Origin of the sequence: Saccharothrix luteola, from assembly GCF_020859565.1 — a bacterium.
GTDB classification, from domain to species: Bacteria; Actinomycetota; Actinomycetes; order Mycobacteriales; family Pseudonocardiaceae; genus Actinosynnema; species Actinosynnema luteola.
Genome location: NZ_JAJHUO010000014.1, coordinates 218,476 through 234,119, shown reverse-complemented (window position 1 = coordinate 234,119; position 15,644 = coordinate 218,476). Strand labels below are relative to the sequence as shown.

At 71.9% G+C, this 15,644-nt stretch carries 16 protein-coding genes; 11 read left to right on the top strand and 5 right to left on the bottom strand.

The window, feature by feature from the left end:
* Positions 1-12 precede the first annotated feature (12 nt).
* The 7 genes from LNK82_RS21010 (at position 13) to LNK82_RS20980 (ending at position 7,573) form a co-directional block, all read left to right on the top strand.
* Complete coding sequence (locus tag LNK82_RS21010; RefSeq protein WP_230568733.1) at positions 13-1,224, top strand: cytochrome P450; 1,212 nt, start codon at positions 13-15, stop codon at positions 1,222-1,224.
* A 218-nt stretch (positions 1,225-1,442) separates the two neighbouring features.
* Positions 1,443-3,629 carry an MMPL family transporter gene (locus LNK82_RS21005; RefSeq protein WP_230568732.1) on the top strand — a complete coding sequence of 729 codons (2,187 nt, stop codon included), beginning with the start codon at positions 1,443-1,445 and terminating at the stop codon, positions 3,627-3,629.
* Between the two features lie 186 nt (positions 3,630-3,815).
* Positions 3,816-4,019: an MbtH family protein gene (locus tag LNK82_RS21000; protein WP_230568731.1), complete on the top strand. Its 204-nt coding sequence runs from the start codon at positions 3,816-3,818 to the stop codon at positions 4,017-4,019.
* A gap of 1 nt (position 4,020) precedes the next feature.
* Entirely contained in the window at positions 4,021-4,965 is a 945-nt protein-coding gene (locus LNK82_RS20995; RefSeq protein ID WP_230568730.1) for an ATP-binding cassette domain-containing protein, read from the top strand.
* Positions 4,966-5,139: 174 nt separating this feature from the next.
* Entirely contained in the window at positions 5,140-6,390 is a 1,251-nt protein-coding gene (locus LNK82_RS20990; RefSeq protein ID WP_230568729.1) for a cation:proton antiporter, read from the top strand.
* Positions 6,387-6,896, top strand: coding sequence for a flavin reductase family protein (locus LNK82_RS20985; RefSeq protein WP_230568728.1), 510 nt, complete (start codon positions 6,387-6,389; stop codon positions 6,894-6,896). Before LNK82_RS20990 ends, LNK82_RS20985 begins: the two co-directional genes overlap by 4 nt.
* A gap of 83 nt (positions 6,897-6,979) precedes the next feature.
* The gene (locus LNK82_RS20980; RefSeq protein ID WP_230568727.1) at positions 6,980-7,573 is read left to right on the top strand and encodes a hypothetical protein; all 594 of its coding nucleotides are present in this window, start codon (positions 6,980-6,982) and stop codon (positions 7,571-7,573) included.
* Positions 7,574-7,611: 38 nt separating this feature from the next.
* Here LNK82_RS20980 and LNK82_RS20975 read toward each other — a convergent pair whose 3' ends face one another.
* The 3 genes from LNK82_RS20975 to LNK82_RS20965 all read right to left on the bottom strand — a co-directional run bounded on the left by LNK82_RS20975 (position 7,612) and on the right by LNK82_RS20965 (position 10,326).
* Positions 7,612-8,514: a hypothetical protein gene (locus tag LNK82_RS20975; protein WP_230568726.1), complete on the bottom strand. Its 903-nt coding sequence runs from the start codon at positions 8,512-8,514 to the stop codon at positions 7,612-7,614.
* 235 nt (positions 8,515-8,749) lie between these two features.
* Positions 8,750-9,826: an LCP family protein gene (locus tag LNK82_RS20970; RefSeq protein WP_230568725.1), complete on the bottom strand. Its 1,077-nt coding sequence runs from the start codon at positions 9,824-9,826 to the stop codon at positions 8,750-8,752.
* The gene (locus LNK82_RS20965; protein ID WP_230568724.1) at positions 9,823-10,326 is read right to left on the bottom strand and encodes a SigE family RNA polymerase sigma factor; all 504 of its coding nucleotides are present in this window, start codon (positions 10,324-10,326) and stop codon (positions 9,823-9,825) included. Before LNK82_RS20965 ends, LNK82_RS20970 begins: the two co-directional genes overlap by 4 nt.
* Before the next feature lie 253 nt (positions 10,327-10,579).
* Between LNK82_RS20965 and LNK82_RS20960 the strand changes: the two genes are divergently transcribed.
* Positions 10,580-11,536: a hypothetical protein gene (locus LNK82_RS20960; protein ID WP_230568723.1), complete on the top strand. Its 957-nt coding sequence runs from the start codon at positions 10,580-10,582 to the stop codon at positions 11,534-11,536.
* Between the two features lie 35 nt (positions 11,537-11,571).
* Positions 11,572-12,078 (top strand): hypothetical protein, encoded by a 507-nt coding sequence (locus LNK82_RS20955; protein ID WP_230568722.1) that lies wholly within the window; start codon positions 11,572-11,574, stop codon positions 12,076-12,078.
* A 61-nt stretch (positions 12,079-12,139) separates the two neighbouring features.
* On the opposite strand, the gene LNK82_RS20950 is transcribed toward LNK82_RS20955, so the two are convergent.
* Together LNK82_RS20950 and LNK82_RS20945 are read right to left on the bottom strand one after the other, a co-directional pair.
* Positions 12,140-12,889 carry an SDR family oxidoreductase gene (locus tag LNK82_RS20950; protein ID WP_230568721.1) on the bottom strand — a complete coding sequence of 250 codons (750 nt, stop codon included), beginning with the start codon at positions 12,887-12,889 and terminating at the stop codon, positions 12,140-12,142.
* 157 nt (positions 12,890-13,046) lie between these two features.
* Positions 13,047-13,952, bottom strand: coding sequence for an AraC family transcriptional regulator (locus LNK82_RS20945; protein WP_230568720.1), 906 nt, complete (start codon positions 13,950-13,952; stop codon positions 13,047-13,049).
* Between the two features lie 136 nt (positions 13,953-14,088).
* Here LNK82_RS20945 and LNK82_RS20940 point away from each other — a divergent pair, with 136 nt between their 5' ends.
* Entirely contained in the window at positions 14,089-14,418 is a 330-nt protein-coding gene (locus LNK82_RS20940) for a putative quinol monooxygenase (protein ID WP_230568719.1), read from the top strand.
* Between the two features lie 52 nt (positions 14,419-14,470).
* Positions 14,471-15,436 carry an alpha/beta hydrolase gene (locus LNK82_RS20935; RefSeq protein WP_230568718.1) on the top strand — a complete coding sequence of 322 codons (966 nt, stop codon included), beginning with the start codon at positions 14,471-14,473 and terminating at the stop codon, positions 15,434-15,436.
* Positions 15,437-15,644 lie beyond the last annotated feature (208 nt).

Genomic DNA, 15,644 nt, shown 5'->3' with positions numbered 1-15,644 from the left:
GAGAACACGGACATGACCGCCCACCTGGCCGATGTCGACCTGGCCGACCTGGACCTGGCCGACCCGCAGACGTTCCTGGACGTGGACCTGCACTCGATGTGGCGGCGGCTGCGCGAGGAGGACCCCGTGCACTGGAACCCGCCGGGCGACGGCACGCCGGGCTTCTGGGTGCTGTCCCGCTACGCCGACATCGTCGCGGTGTATAAGGACAACAAGAGGTTCACCTCCGAGCACGGCAACGTGCTGGCCACGTTGTTGCGCGGCACGGACTCGGCGTCGGGCAAGATGCTCGCGGTCACCGACGGCCCGCGGCACCGGGACGTGCGCAACCTGATGATCAAGTCTTTCTCGCCGCGCGTGCTGGCGAAGGTCGCCGAACGGGTGCACCAGCGCACCCTCGCGCTGGTGGGCGACCGGGTCGGGCCGACGTTCGACTTCGCCACCGACGTCGCCGACCACATCCCGATCAACACGATCGGCGACCTGATGGACGTGCCCGTCGCCGACCGCGCGAAGCTCGTGGACTGGAACAACCGGACGCTGAGCCGGTACAGCTCCGAGGACACCGAGCTGGAGGAGTGGCTGGCCCGCAACGAGATCCTGCTGTACTTCTCCGGCCTGGCCGACCAACGCCGGCGCAACCCCGGCGACGACGTGGTCAGCGCCCTGGCCAACGGGCTGGTGGACGGCGGGCCGCTGAGCGAGGACGAGATCGTCTTCAACTGCTACAGCCTCATCCTGGGCGCGGACGAGTCCAGCCGCATGTCCTCGATCGGCGGACTCCTGGCGCTGCACCAGCACCCGGAGCAGTGGCGCGCGCTCAAGGACGGCGAGGTCGACATCGACACCGCGACCGAAGAGGTGCTGCGCTGGACCACGCCGGCCATGCACTTCGGCCGCCGCGCCGTCGTGGACGTGGAACTGCGCGGGCGCGTCATCAAGGCGGGTGACGTGGTGACGCTGTGGAACAGCTCGGCGAACTTCGACGAGGAGGTGTTCGCCGACCCGATGTCGTTCGACCTGTCGCGCACGCCGAACCGGCACATCGCGTTCGGCCACGGACCGCACTTCTGCCTCGGCGCCTACCTCGGGCGCGCCCACGTGCGGTCGGTGCTGGAGGCGGTGCGCGACCTGGTCGACGAGATCGAGCTGGCCGGTGAGCCGCGCCGGCTGTTCTCCAACTTCGTCCACGGCTACTCCAGCCTGCCGGTGACGTTGCGCTGACCCGGTGACGTTGCGCTGACCCCGTGCCCACGACCGCCCCGCCGCGGACGCCGCCCCTCCGGTCGACGTCCGCGGCGGGGCTTTCCCTTGTCCGCTGCGGGGATCCGCACCAGAGGTGGGGACAGCCCTACCCCGACCCGGTGGGCACCACCAGTGCCCGCGTGGTCACGCAGCGGAACGATCTGAAGACACAGTGCCACAGCGGAGGAGTTGAGGTCGTGGGCAGCGTGCCGGTGACCGTGTCAATCGCCAAGTGGAGCGCCACTCATCCGTGGCGCGCGATCATCGGGTGGCTCGCCTTCGTCGCGGTGTGCGTCGCCGCGGGCGCCATCGTCGGCGTCCGAGACGCCTCCAGCGAGGACTACCGGGTCGGCGAGGCGGGCCGCGCCGAGACCGTGGCGGCCGACAGCGGGCTGGTGGACCCGATCGTGGAACGGGTGCTCATCACCTCACCGTCCGGGCCGCTGGACCAGGCCGCCGCCGACACCGCGGCGCGCGAGGTCGCCGACCGGATGCGCGCCCTGGCCGAGGTGTCCTCGGTCGGCGAGCCGACGCGCTCGCCGAACGGCGACGCCGTCCTGGTCGAGGTGACAATGAAGGCCGCGGACCGCACGGCGATGGAGCAGGTGGCCGTGCTGCTGGAGCAGACGGCCGCGGTGCGCGGCGCCCACCCGGAGCTGGTGGTCGAGCAGACCGGCGGCGTGTCGATCGACGTCGGCATCGACCAGCAGCTGGCCGCGGACCTGGCGTTCGCGGAGAAGCTGACGCTCCCGGTCACCCTGCTGATCCTGCTGGTCGTGTTCGGCGCGCTGATCGCGGCCGGGGTGCCGGTGCTGCTGGGGCTGTCGTCGGTGGTGACGGCGATGGCGCTCTCGGCGGTGGCCTCGCACGTGTTCCCCGACGCGGGCGCGACGAAGAACGTGATCCTGCTGCTGGGCATGGCGGTGGGCGTGGACTACTCCCTGTTCTACCTCAAGCGGGAACGCGAGGAACGCGCCCGCGGCGGTGGCCGGGTCGACCACGTGACCGCGGTGGAGCTCGCGGCGGCGACGTCCGGGCGGGCCATCGTGGTGTCCGGTCTCGCCGTCATGGTCTCGATGGCCGGTCTCTACCTCGTCGGCGACGTGGTGTTCTCGTCACTGGCCACCGGCTCGATCATCGTGGTCGCGGTGGCCGTCGTCAGCTCGCTCACCGTCCTGCCCGCGCTGCTGGCCAAGTTCGGCCGCTGGGTCGACCGGCCGCGCGTGCCGCTGCTGTGGCGGCTCACCAGGCGCGGCGAGGGCCGGGTGTGGCGCAGGGTGCTGGAGCCGTCGATGCTGCGGCCGGGGCGGACGCTGCTGATCAGCACCGGCGCGATGCTGCTGCTCGCCCTGCCGGCGTTGGGCATGCAGCTGGGGCTGCCCGGCAACGACACGCTGCCCAAGCAGGTCGCGGAGATCCGCACTCACGACCGGATGGTGGCGCTGTTCCCCGGCGAGGGCGCGCGGCACGTCGTCGTGGTGCGGGCCGATCCGGCGCAGGCCGCCGAGGTGGCGTCGGCGCTGGACGGGCTGGTCGGGCGGACGCAGGGCGACCCGCTGTTCGCGCCCGGGGCCGCCGAGCGGGTGTCCGGGGACGGCCGGGTCACCGTGCTGGAGCTGCCGATCCCGTTCTCACCCGAGTCGCCGCGAGCCGAGGAGTCGCTGGCGAAGCTGCGCGCCGAGCTGGTGCCCGCGGCGGTGGGCGGGTTCGAGCACGCGGTCTCCGGTGACGTCGCGCGCAACGTGGACACCGTGGCGCACCAGTCCGACAAGCTGCTGCGGGTCGTGCTGTTCGTGCTGCTGCTGACCTTCGTGATGATCGTGGTCGCGTTCCGGTCGGTGGTGATGGCGCTGCTGACGATCGCGCTCAACCTGCTCGCCACCGCGGCCACGTTCGGCGTGCTGGTGCTGGTGTTCCAGCTCGGCTGGGCCGAGGACCTGCTGGACTTCACCTCCGGCGGGTTCATCGTGTCGCGGGTGCCCCTGTTCCTGTTCGTGATCCTGTTCGGGCTGTCGATGGACTACCACGTGTTCGTGCTGAGCCGCGTCCGCGAGGTGGCGCAGAGCGGCGTGCCGTCGTGGCAGGCGGTGCGCGAGGGCATCGCGGGCTCCGCCGGCGTGGTGACCAGCGCGGCCGTGGTGATGGTGTCGGTGTTCGTCAGCTTCGTGTTCACCAGCCTGCTGGAGATGAAGCAGCTCGGCCTGGGGCTGGCGGTGGCCGTGGTGCTGGACGCGTTCGTGATCCGGCTGCTGGTGCTGCCCTCGGCGATGCGCCTGCTGGGCCGGGCGGGGTGGTGGCCGTCGAAGCTGTCCCGCCGTGCGGACGACTCGACGGTCGGCGAACCGCAGCCGCAGTCGCACGAGGAGGCGCGCTTGCCGCGCTGAACCTTGTGACGGGGGATGGCCTCCGGGGTCGTGACGCCGTCGGACGGCGCGCACGGCCCGGGAGGTCGGCGCGTCGTCGGCACTGCCGCGGGGTCCGGTCAGGTATCCGTCAGTGCGCTGTCAGCGGTGTTGACCAGGATCGGGAGCACCCGAGGCCGACGCCGGCGACGCGGACGGAGTACTGACGTGGTGAACCCCTTTGACGACGAGGACGGCACGTTCCTGGTGCTGGTGAACGACGAGGGCCGGCACAGCCTGTGGCCGACCTTCGCGGACGTGCCCGCGGGCTGGACCGTCGCGCTCGACGCGGGTCCGCGTGCCGCCGCGCTGTCCTACGTGGAGCGGAACTGGACCGACATGCGGCCCGCGGGTCTGCGCGAGGCAGGCTGACGTGGACGCCGCGATTCGCGTTGAAGGACTGAAGAAGACCTACAAGGGCGCCGAAGCCCTCCGCGGTGTCGACCTGACCGTCAAGCCGGGATCGGTGTTGGGCCTGCTGGGCCCCAACGGCGCCGGCAAGACGACCGCCGTGCGGATCATGGCGACGCTGCTCGCGCCGGACAGCGGGCTGGTCGAGGTCGCCGGCTACGACGTCGTGAGCCGGCCGGGGGAGGTGCGCCGGCGGATCGGCCTGGCCGGGCAGTACGCCGCGGTCGACGAGCTGCTCACCGGCCGGGAGAACCTGACCCTCGTCGGCAAGCTCCTGCACCTGGGCGGCAAGGGCGCTCGGGACCGTGCCGCGGAACTGCTGGAGCGCTTCGACCTCGTCGCGGCGGGCGACCGGCCCGTCGGCACCTACTCCGGCGGCATGCGCCGGCGGCTCGACCTGGCCGGCTGCCTGGTCGGCCGGCCGCAGGTGCTGTTCCTGGACGAGCCGACCACCGGGCTGGACCCGGCGAGCAGGCAGTCGCTGTGGAACACCGTGCGCGGCCTGGTCGCCGACGGCATGACCGTGCTGCTGACCACCCAGTACCTGGAGGAGGCCGACTACCTGGCCGACCAGGTCGTGGTCATCGCCGCCGGCCAGGTGATCGCCGACGGCACGCCCGACGAGCTCAAGCGCAAGGTCGGCCAGGAGTGGCTGGAAGTGGCCGTCGCGCTGCCCGACCGGGTGGCCGCCGCGGTGGCGGTGCTCGCGCCGCTGGCCGTGGACGAACCGGCCGCCGATCCGGTCAAGGGACTGGTGAAGCTGCAACTGCGCGACGGCATGGACGGCATCGCCGCCGCCGCCGTCGCCCTGCGTGACGCGGGGGTGGACGTCGCGGACTTCGCGCTGCGCCGCCCGACCCTCGACGACGTGTTCTTCAACCTCGTCGGACACCAACCGCAGGGATGAGGCACCGGAACACCGAGCATTCGCGGCGCCGACGTCCGAGGCCCGACAGCCGAGCGGCGCCACCCACCGATCGGAAGGGATCCCTGCCGTGCACCTGCGCATCCCCAACTTCGCGGGCAGCCGCGCGCTGTCGATGACCAGGCACCACGTCCACGGCTCGCCGGGGGCGCGAACATGACCGACGTCCTGTTGCGCGTGGGGCACGTGGCCGCCGTCCTGGCGGTCGTGCTGGTCGCGGCGTACCTGGGTCGGGTCGCGGCACGCGCCGCGCGGCAGCCCGAGGTCATCGGCGAGATCCTGGCGGGCATCCTCGTGGTGCCGGCGGTCCTCGCGGTCGGCGGCGCGCCGACCCTCGCCGCGGTGCTGCCCACCGACGTGGTGAGCCCGTTGAAGGTGATCGGCCAGGTCGGCCTGGTGCTGTTCCTGGTCGGCGTGGCGCACGACCTGCGGCACGGCGGCTCCGGCCTCGGCGCCCGCGCGGTCGGCTGGGTGACCGCGGGCTCGTTCCTGCCCGCCCTGCTCACCGGCCTGGTGATGGCCGCGTGGGTGGTCTGGGTGGCCGACCCCGAGCTGCGCGGCGACGCGCCCGCGCCCGCCCTGGTGCTGATGATCGCGGTCGCGTTGAGCGTGACCGCCGTGCCCGTGCTGGCCCGCGTGCTGGAGGACCGCGGCATGGTGGACAGCCCCGCGGGCAAGCTCGCCATGGCCGCGGCCGTGGTCACCGACTCGGCGGCGTGGGTGCTGCTGGTGGTGGCCGTCGGCATCTCCGGCGGCCTCGTGGTGTCCCTGGTCCTCGTCGCCCTCGGCGTCACGGTGACCGTCGTCGGCCGCATCCTCCTGCGCGGCCGGGTGCCCATGTCGGCCGCCGAGCGCTTCCCCCGTGTCGCGGGCGCCGCCGTCGCCGGGTTGGCGCTGCTGGTGGCGTTCCAGTTCGAGCACTGGGGCCTGACCGCCGTGTTCGGCGCGTTCGTGGTCGGCCTCGCGATCCCCGGCGGCGCGTGGGCCAGGGCCGTGCGGCCCGTGATGGCGTTCGGCAGGCTGCTGGTGCCGGTGTTCTTCGTGGTGGCGGGCATGGGCGTGGCGAACGCGCCGCGCGGCTCGGTGCCGTGGACCGCCATCGCCGTCGCCATCGCGCTGGCCGTCGTCGGCAAGGTCGGCGGCGGCTACCTCGGCGGCCGGTTGGCCGGCCAGGACCGCCGCACGGCGGTGACGGTCGGCGTGCTGGTCAACACCCGCGGCCTGACCGAGATCGTCGTGCTGCAGGCCGGGTACAGCGCCGGACTGCTGTCCGTGCAGCTGTTCCTGGCCCTCGTGGTGATGGCGTTGGCGACGACCGGCATGACCGGTCCGCTGCTCTCGCTCATCGAACGCGCCGGAGCCCCGAAGCCCGTGCCGGTACCCGAGTTGCCCGGGAGCAGGTCATGACCCAGTCGCTGCCCGCGATCGAGATCGCGGAGTTCCGCACCCTGATGTCGCACTTCCCGACCGGTGTCGCCATCATCACCACGACCGGCCAGGACGACTCGCCGCGCGGCATGACCGTCTCGTCGGTGTGCAGCGTGACGTTGTCGCCGCCGACGCTGCTGGTCTGCCTGCGCAACGGCAGCCCCACCCTGGACGCGGTGCTGGCCCGCGGCGCGTTCGCGGTGAACTTCCTGCACGGCGACGCGAAGCCCGTGGCGCAGCTGTTCGCCTCCGGCGCGCCGGACCGGTTCGACCTGGTCCCGTGGCGCCTGCCGCCGCGCGCGGGCGGACCGCACCTCGTGCAGGACGCGCACGCGGTGGCCGACTGCAACGTCAGCCGGACCGAGGCCGTCGGCGACCACACGGTGGTGTTCGGCCAGGCGTTCCGGGTCGCGCGGGAGCAAGGCCTGTTGCCCCTGCTCTACGGGATGCGCGAGTACCAGGTGTGGCGGTCCGACCAGGGGTAGGGCCAGCCCTACCGGCAGTTGGAGAACCCCGATCGCCCCGGCGGCCCCTGTCACCGGGGCGATCGCGCATTAGCCTCGGGAACGTGGTCCGGTTCTCGCCAGTCATCACCAGGTCCGCGCCGGAGACCTTCGACCTGTGGCCGGTGTCCGGCGGCGACGGCGGCTGGCTGCACCTGGACGGCACGGTGGGCCAGGACGAGGTCGGCTCGGTGCTCTGCACGATGTACCTGGACAGCGGTGGCCGGGACGCGCGCACCGCGGCCGCGGCCGTGCACGAGCTGATCGGCTTCGACACCCTCTGCGGGCGCGGCGGGCTGCTGCTCGACGGCGGTGGCGGCGTGCGCGTCGAACCCGGTGGCACGGACCTGTTCGAGTGGCGCACCTGGCTGCACGCGCTGCACCGCGCGCCGGTCGACCTCGGTGACCCGCCCGCGCCGTGGGTCGAGTACGTCGGCGTGGACGTGGTCCGCGTGTGGGTGGACGAAGGACGCGACGCGCCGCACGTGGACCTGTCCAGGACCGTGCTGCCCGCGATGCTGCGCGCCGCGCAGCGCGACCTGGTCGACTTCCTCGGCCCGTTGCGCAGCTGGGCCGGCGTCCACTCGCCCCACCAGGCCGAACTCCTGGTGGCGAGCGTGGACGCCGGCCTGCAGATCACCGAGCCGTTGCCGCTGTAGCCGGTGCGGTGGCCGATTCCGCGGTCGGCGCGATTCGATCAGGCGTCCGGCCGTCGAGTGAAATAGATCTTCCCGTCCGGGTGGCGGGTGAACGCCATGATCCCGGTGCCGTTGCCGGTGTAATCGGTGACCGCCAACCCGCTCGTCTTGACGGCGCCGGAGACGAGGGTCCAGTCGCCTCCCGGAGCGGCCGACTTGCAGCGCAGGTTGTCGGCCAGGTCCTTGGCGAACACCAGTGATTTACCGGGTGTTACGGCCGGTGCTCGTTTCGACAGCAAGGGCGGCTGTACCGCCGACCACTGGGCCGAATTGTCCACCGCGCCGTTCTGGACGAAATACGGCATGTGGTGGATGTGGCTGTCCTCGCCCCGCCGGACCAGGCTCAGCGCGTTGCCGAGGCCGGGGCGGTAAGCGGCCACCTGCTGGTCGCTCTTGCCCGGTGCGGTGAGGAACTTCGGGGCGGTCCACGACGTGGGCGCGCCGACGCCGCCCTTGCTCGTGGCCCGCAGCCAGGCGATCGACCCGTCCAGGGCGGCGGTGAGGAAGACGTACAGGTGATCGGTGGTCGCGCCGGCTTGCGGGAGCGAGATGGCGCACGGCCGGCCGCTGTTCTGGGTGCCCGGCACGAAGGTCCACGTCGAGAAGTTCCCCATGTGGCGGGTGTTGCTGTAGACCGAGAAGCTCGGGGTCATGCCGAACAGGTGCAGGCCGTCCTCCCAGCTGACGGCGCTGAGTGACACGACCGGCTGATCGTCGGCCACCGGCTGCCAGTCGTCCCACGATAATCCGGCATTGCTCGTTCTTGTCCAGTGCGCTCGCTTCGCGACGCCGTCCACGGCGAAAAGAAATACCTGGTTGAAATAGTTCACTGCGGTCAGTTCATTGTTCCCCGCACCGTTCGGCTGATTTCCGGGCACGACTGCCCAGCCTGTCCAGGCCACGATGATCTCCTTGGGCTACCGGTGCAATCCGAATTCGCCCGTGTGACTCTGCCAGAGCTTGGGGTGAGTGTCGTCCTCGGTTCGAGTGAAGTGAAGTCCTCGTTCAGCGGTAGGAGCGTGCCGTCGACCTGCCGTCGTGCTCGGCGGTGGCCATCGCCACCGCCGAGCACGAGATCGACGACGACTCGGCTGCGGGGATCTTGCCCCGACCCGGTGGACGTCGGTGGTCGACGTGCTAGCGCACGCAGTCGCCGTCCGTCGGCGTGCGGCCGGGCTCCTCGGTCTCCGTGGCGGGCATCGGCACGGAGAAGCCGCCGGTGGGCGTGCCGGTGGCGCCGTCGGCGAAGAACGCCGCCAGGAACTCGCGCACCGCCGCCGGGTCGACCGACAGGGCCTGGCCGTGCTCCGAGTCGATCGCCTCGCCGAGCGGGATGATCGCCGTCCGCACGGTCGGGGTGAGCCGCCCGGCGAACTCCACCAGGTTCCACCCCGGGTCGACGCGCAGGTGCCGTGCGGCCACCTGCGCCAGCTCGGCGATCTTCGCGGGGTCGCTCGCGACCACCTTCTTCGCCAAAGCACGCAGGAACGTCTGCTGCCGCACCACCCGGTCGAGCTCACCGTTCTCGAGCCCGTGGCGTTGCCGCAGGAACGCCAGCGCCTGCGCGCCCGAGAGCGACTGCCGCCCGGCGGGCAGGTCGACGCCGGAGAGCCCCTCGCGCGACGCGTGCTTGAGGCAGACCTCCACGCCGCCGACCGCCTCGGACATCGCGCTGAACGCCGCCATGTCGACCGCCGCGTAGTGGTCGACCTCCACGCCGGTCAGCGCCTCGACGGTGGCGGTGAGCGACTCCACGCCGGCCTCGTGACCGTCGCGCCCCTCGGCCTCGGCCGCCCGGTGGGCCCGCGCGTACGCCGAGTTCAGCTTCCCCTGGCCCACACCGGGGATGTCGACCAGGGAGTCCCGGGGCAGCGACGCCGCGCTGACCACGCCGTCCGCGCCGACGCGCGCCAGCACGACGGAGTCGGTGTTCGCCGACCCGTCCAGGCCGATCAGCAACACGGTCTGCGCGGTCGCCGGCGGTGCGGCCGGGCCGACCGGGGACGGCGCCGCGCTCCGGTCCACGGCCAGCGGCACGATCACCGCGACGGCCGCCGCGACGACGGTCAACCCGGCCGCGGCGAACAACGCGAAGGGACGCCGCCGGGACCGCGCGCCGTGCAGGTTCGCCAGCACGGTCCGGTAGTCGACGGCCTGGTCCGCCTCGGCCGCGATCGCTTCGCGGATGAGGGCTTCTTGCCGGGTGTCGGTCATCGCAGCACCTCCGAGGGCGTGTTCTCGTTGACCCGCAACGTGTGCAGCGCGCGGGAGATGTGGCTGCGGACCGTTCCCTCGGTGCAGCCCAGGATTTCGGCGATCTCGGCGTCGGTGCTGTCCTCGTAGTACCGCAGCACCAGCGCGGCCCGCTGCTTGCGCGGCAGCACGGCGATGCGGGCCCGCATCTCGTCCCGCTCGGCGTGGCGCACCGCCGGGTCGGCGACCGCCGGCGCCAGGTCGTCGAGCACGACGTGGGTCGAGGACACGTCCCGCGCCGCCCGGCGGCGCCGCCACGACAGGTACTCGTTGGTCACCATCCGCTTGACGTACAGGTGGGGCACGTCGACCGCCCCGATCCGCGCCCACTTCTGCCGCGCGCGCAGCAGCACGTCCTGGACGATGTCCTGGGCCAGGTGCTTGTCGCACGTCAGCGCCGTGGCGTACCGCAGTAGTCGATCAAGACGCTCGGTGACGAACTGGTCGTAGTCGGCCGGCACGTCGCCCCTTTCCTCCGCTGTCGGTTTCCGTTGCGGACGGGAAACCCTTCAGAGGACGTCTGATGTTGAACCAATCGGGTGTGACCTCGGACACAGGCGGTCCATCGCCCCTCGTGCGGGTTGGTCGGGATGTTCGCCTCTTCGCGGGTGAGGATGCCCTACTTGCAGGTGCCGGCCGGTTCGTCCTTCGACTCGATTTGTGCGCGTGAGGTTTCAAGGTCGACACTGTCGTCACGTCGGCTTGGGGGTCCGGATGATCGATGCGTCACCCGACGACGGGGGTGGTGGTCGTGCCGCGACGGCGAACACGCAGAGCGGTGCGGCGGGCAACGTCGTGCAGGCACGGGACATCCACGGCGACGTCCGCCTGGACACGCCCCCGCAGCGGCGTTCGTGGGCGCCCGCCGCAGTGCTCGCCGTGGCGGTGATCGTCGCAGCGTTGATCATCGCCTGGCCGCGGTCGTCGGACGACCCCGCGACCGGGGCGCCCCCCGAGTTGGGCGTAGTGGTCGACATGTCCCACAACGACCAGGCCCCGTGGGGGTACGTCTCCGAGTCCCCCGACTTCCCCGGCAGCGCCCTCGTGGACCGACTGGCCGAACCGATGGCCGCACTGGATCGTGACCTGGTGCGGGAGATCCGCACGTCGGACGGGGCGATCAGCCTCCACCGCCACCTGATCCGGCTGCACCTGATCGGCCCCGTCGGAGGTACGAGGGTGACCGACATCCGGCCGGTCATCCGGCGCACGGCACCGCCGCCCTCCGGCAGCCTCGTCCACGTGCCACCCCAAGGCAGTGAGGAGTCCTCGGAAGTACTGCTGCTGTTGGACGAGGGGTTCCCGGTGCTGCAGAGTTCCGAACCGATGCCCTCACCCCCGCCGGGCGAGGCGGGCCGTCGGATACCCACCGGCCCGTACTTCCCGCGGCACACGATCAACCTCGCCGCCGGTGAGACCCATGAGGTCGTGCTGACCACCATTGCGCGGTCCCGCAGCTACGAGTACGACCTCGCGATCACCCACCAGACCGGGACCGAGATCCGGGAGACCGTGGTGGACGACAACGGCCAACCGTTCCGAGTCGCCGGTCGCTCGTGCAGCAGCGAACACGTCGCGAGCTACCAAGCCGCCTACAGGTTGGTCACCGGCTTGAGCGTGGTCGCCGAGTTCGACCCAGCACGCATCGATCTCAGCCCGATCCTCTGCTGACCACCATGCCCAACACCAACCGCAACCGGCTCGTGGTGAGCATCATCGCCGCCGTGCTGATCATCCTGGCCGCCGTGGCTGTCCGTTCTTTGCTCGACTCCCCGGACACCGAGCAAGGACAGGCGTCAACGACCACGACACCGTCGTCGACGACCGCCACGCCCGCCGGCCGGACGTGCGGCGAGGTCAAGGGCGTGGACGCGGACGGCCAACCAGTGCCCGCGGCCCTGCTCGCCCAGGTCCGCGCGATTCACGAGGCAGCGTGCCGACCGGACCCCCGCGCACTGCTCGACACCCTCACCGCACCAGGCCACGAACTCCCCGAACCGACTCTCGAACAACTGCGGGCAGACCCCGGGGCCAGGGCAACCCTCGCCCTCACCCTGGAAACGGCTCCACGCACGAGCCAGGGCGGCCACACCTACTGCGCGCCAACCGGCGCCGCTGCCGTCTTCGGACGGGGAACCCACGACCGTCCAGGTGGCCTGACCGCGTTCACCACACGGCCCACCGGCATGACCGAAGGACTCTGCCCAGCGTGACGGCACGTCCGCGCCGCCGACCAGCTACCTGGTCCGTCGGCACGCCTCGCTCGCTGGACGGTCACTTCGCCTGGGCGAGCCAGACGGCGTCGGCACCGGCAGGGAACCGCAACTGGCCGGTCGTGTCGTGCGCGGCCAGCCACACCGCCTCGGCGACATCGCTCTCCCGGGTGTACGTGTCCTGGCTCGTGAAGGCGGCCATGGCCTTCCTCGCCCACGGTGCGTAGGGCGCCGGGACCAACTCGTCCAGCGAGGCGCCGTTCGTCGCCCTGGCTGCGAAGTTCGTCGTCAGGCAGGCGCCCGGCTCGACCGCCTTCGCCCGCACGCCGAAGGGCGCGAGTTCGAGCGCGAGCGACGCGGTGAACCCCTCGACGGCCATCTTGCTCGCCTTGTAGACGGCGGAAAGCGGCATGTGGCCCAGCACCACGCTGGAGGTCACGTTGACCACCACGCCGGAGCCGCGCTCGCGGAACTGGGGCAGCACCGCCTGGGTCATCGCCATCACGCCGAACGTGTTGGTCTCGAACACCTCCCGCACGCGGGCCATGGGGGTGCCCTCGAACACGCTGATCGACGGGACGCCCGCGTTGTTGACCAGGACGTCGACGGGCCCCGCCGCCTCGAAGGCGGCGGCGATGCTCCGCGGCTCGGTGACGTCGAGCCCGACGACGCGGAGCCGGTCCGACCGGGGGAGGACGTCCGGCCGCGGGGTGCGCATCGTCGCGATGACGTGCCACCCCCGGGAGTGGAAGTGGAGGGCGGTCTCCCGCCCATAGCCGGAGGACGTGCCAGTGATCAGGACCGTCTTCATGGGATGCTCCGTGCGATCCGGTGGGATTCGACAACACCGACCCCTCCTTCGCCGAAGGAGCAGCGGTGATCCCATTCAATCGCCCTGACCTGCTGGAACGGTAGAACGATCCTGCCGTCGTCTGACACGATCCTCTCCTGGTCACGTTCCGCCTCGATCAGGTCAGCACGCCCGCCGGAGTGCGCCCGACATCCCGCAGGCGCGCCGCGTCCCGGCTCGGGGGTTCGCCGAACTGCCGGCGGTACTCCCGGCTGAACTGCGACGGGTTGTCGTAGCCGACCCGCCGGCCGACCGCCGTGACATCGCCGGGGTGGGTGGCGAGCAGCAGTCGGGCCTCCTGCAACCGGATCTGCTTCTGGAACTGGATGGGGCTCATCGCGGTCACCGCCTGGAAGTTGCGGTAGAACGCGGACGTGCTCATGCCGGACATGCGCGCCACGTCCTCGACCCGGAAGGGCTGCGCGTAGTGCTCGCGGATCCAGCGCACGGCCCGTGAGATGTGGCTGAGGCCGCTGTCGGCCAGCCCGATCTGGCGCACCGTCGCCCCCTGCTCGCCGGTGATCAGGCGCCACAGGATCTCGCGCTTGACCAATGGCGCCAGCACGGCCCGGTCGCGGGGCTCGTCGAGCAGGCGCAGCATCCGCACCACCGCGTCGATCAGCTCGGCGGACGCGTCGCTGACGGAGATCCCCGACGGGACGCCCTCACCGGCACGCGGGAGGTCCCCGGGACCGGCCTGCAGCAGCAGTTCGGCGACGGCGGAGGGTTCCAGCACGAGGCCGAAGCCGAGCGCCGGCCGCTCGGGGTCCGCGCGGGTGAACTCCCCGGTGACGGGCAGGTCGACGGAGGCGACCAAGTACTGCCCGGGGCCGTACTCGTAGATCCGATCGCCCAGGGCGAGGCGTTTCGCGCCCTGGGCGATGACCGCGAGGACCGTGCCGGACATCGAGGGCGCCGGTGGGTCGGGCCGGTCGACCCTCGAGATGAGGACGCCGTCGATGGCGGTGGTCCAGTCGGGGCCGGCATGTCGGGCCAGCAGGGCGCGGAGCTCGTCGAGGCACATGCGCCCATTGCAGCACCCTTCCCGCTCAAAGCTCCCGAAGTTGAGAGGATCGTGCAAGCCGTCAAGAGGATAGTTCTACGTTTCCCCAGCTCAGAAGGGTTGAATGGTGGCACACCACTCCCTTGTTGAGAGGAAGATGATGATCGCCACCTACGGCTTCAGTGCCACCCTGACCGCATCCCCGGGCCTGGGTGACCGGCTGGTCGACCTCCTGCTGACCGGCCTGGACGAGGGGAGCCCCGGCGCGAGCGAGCACTGCGTCGTCTACCTGGTCTCCCGCTCCGCGTCCGATCCCGACGTCGTCCACGTCATCGAGGGCTGGACCAGCGAGGAGGACCACCACCGGGTCTTCGCCGGCGAGACCGCCCAGGCCATCGTGGCCCGGATCGGCGAACTGCTGGCCGGGGAGCCCGAGTACGCCGACCAGGTCCCGGTCCGCGGCAAGGCCGCCTTCCCGCCCCGGTGATGCGGCCCGCTTCCCGTCCACCCCTCCGGCACCACCCACGAAAGGCGACGACATGACGACCGCCCGCCCCGCCCTCGACCCCGAACTGCGCGAACTGCTGACCGGCATGCCCCTCGTGCCACGGCTCGACCCGGAAGTCCTGGCGCAACTGCGCGACTACCCCTCGACACCCCTCGAACCCCTCCTCGCCCACCGGCAGGTCGACCGGCACGAGACCACCGTGCCGGCCGAGGACGGCACCCCGATCCAGCTGTCGATCTTCAGCCCCGCGCACCGCGCCCCCGCCGCCCCCTGCGTGTACTGGCTGCACGGTGGCGGAATGGTCATGGGCGACCGCTTCTCGCAAATCGACATCCCGCTGGAGTGGCTCGACGAGTTCGGCGCGGTCGTCGTCTCCGCCGAGTACCGGCTCGCACCCGAGGCCACCGGCACCACCCCCGTCGGCGACTGCCACCGGGGACTGCTCTGGGTCGCCGAGCACGCCGCCGAACTGGGCGTCGACCCCGCCCGGATCATCGTCGCCGGCGCCAGCGCGGGTGGCGGCTTGGCCGCCGGCCTCACCTTGCTGGCACGCGACCTCGGCACCGCGGCGATCGCCGCGCAGGTGTTGATCTGCCCCATGCTCGACCACCGCAACACCAGCACCTCCAGCCGCCAGTACTCCGGTGTGCCCGGCGTGTGGACCGGCGAGATGAACGCGTTCGGTTGGCGCGCCCTCCTCGGCGACCTCAGCGGTGACGAGGTGCCCGCCTACGTCTCACCCGCACTCGCCGACGACCTCACGGGCCTGCCGCCCACCTACGTCGACACCGGCTCCGCGGAGGTCTTCCGCGACGAGGCCACCGACTACGCCACCCGCATCTGGGCCGCCGGCGGCCACGCCGAACTCCACGTCTGGTCAGGCGGCTTCCACGGCTTCGACGCCCTCTACCCGCAGGCACGCATCTCGACCACCGCCCGTCGAACCCGCACCGACTGGCTCGCCCGCCTCCTGACCACGAACCAGGAAGGCGCCTGACAGGTTCCGGCGCCACCGCAGCGCCGCCTCCGGGCACACCAGCGCATGCCGTTCTCGGGCGGAACGCGTGCGGGAACACGCGTCGGGGGGGGGGGGGGGGGGGGGGGGGGGGGGGCGGGGGGGGGGCGGCGGGGGGGGGGGGGGGGCCCCCCCACCCCCCCCCCCGGGGGGGCGGGGGGGGGGGGCCCCCCGGGGGGGCGACGAGCGG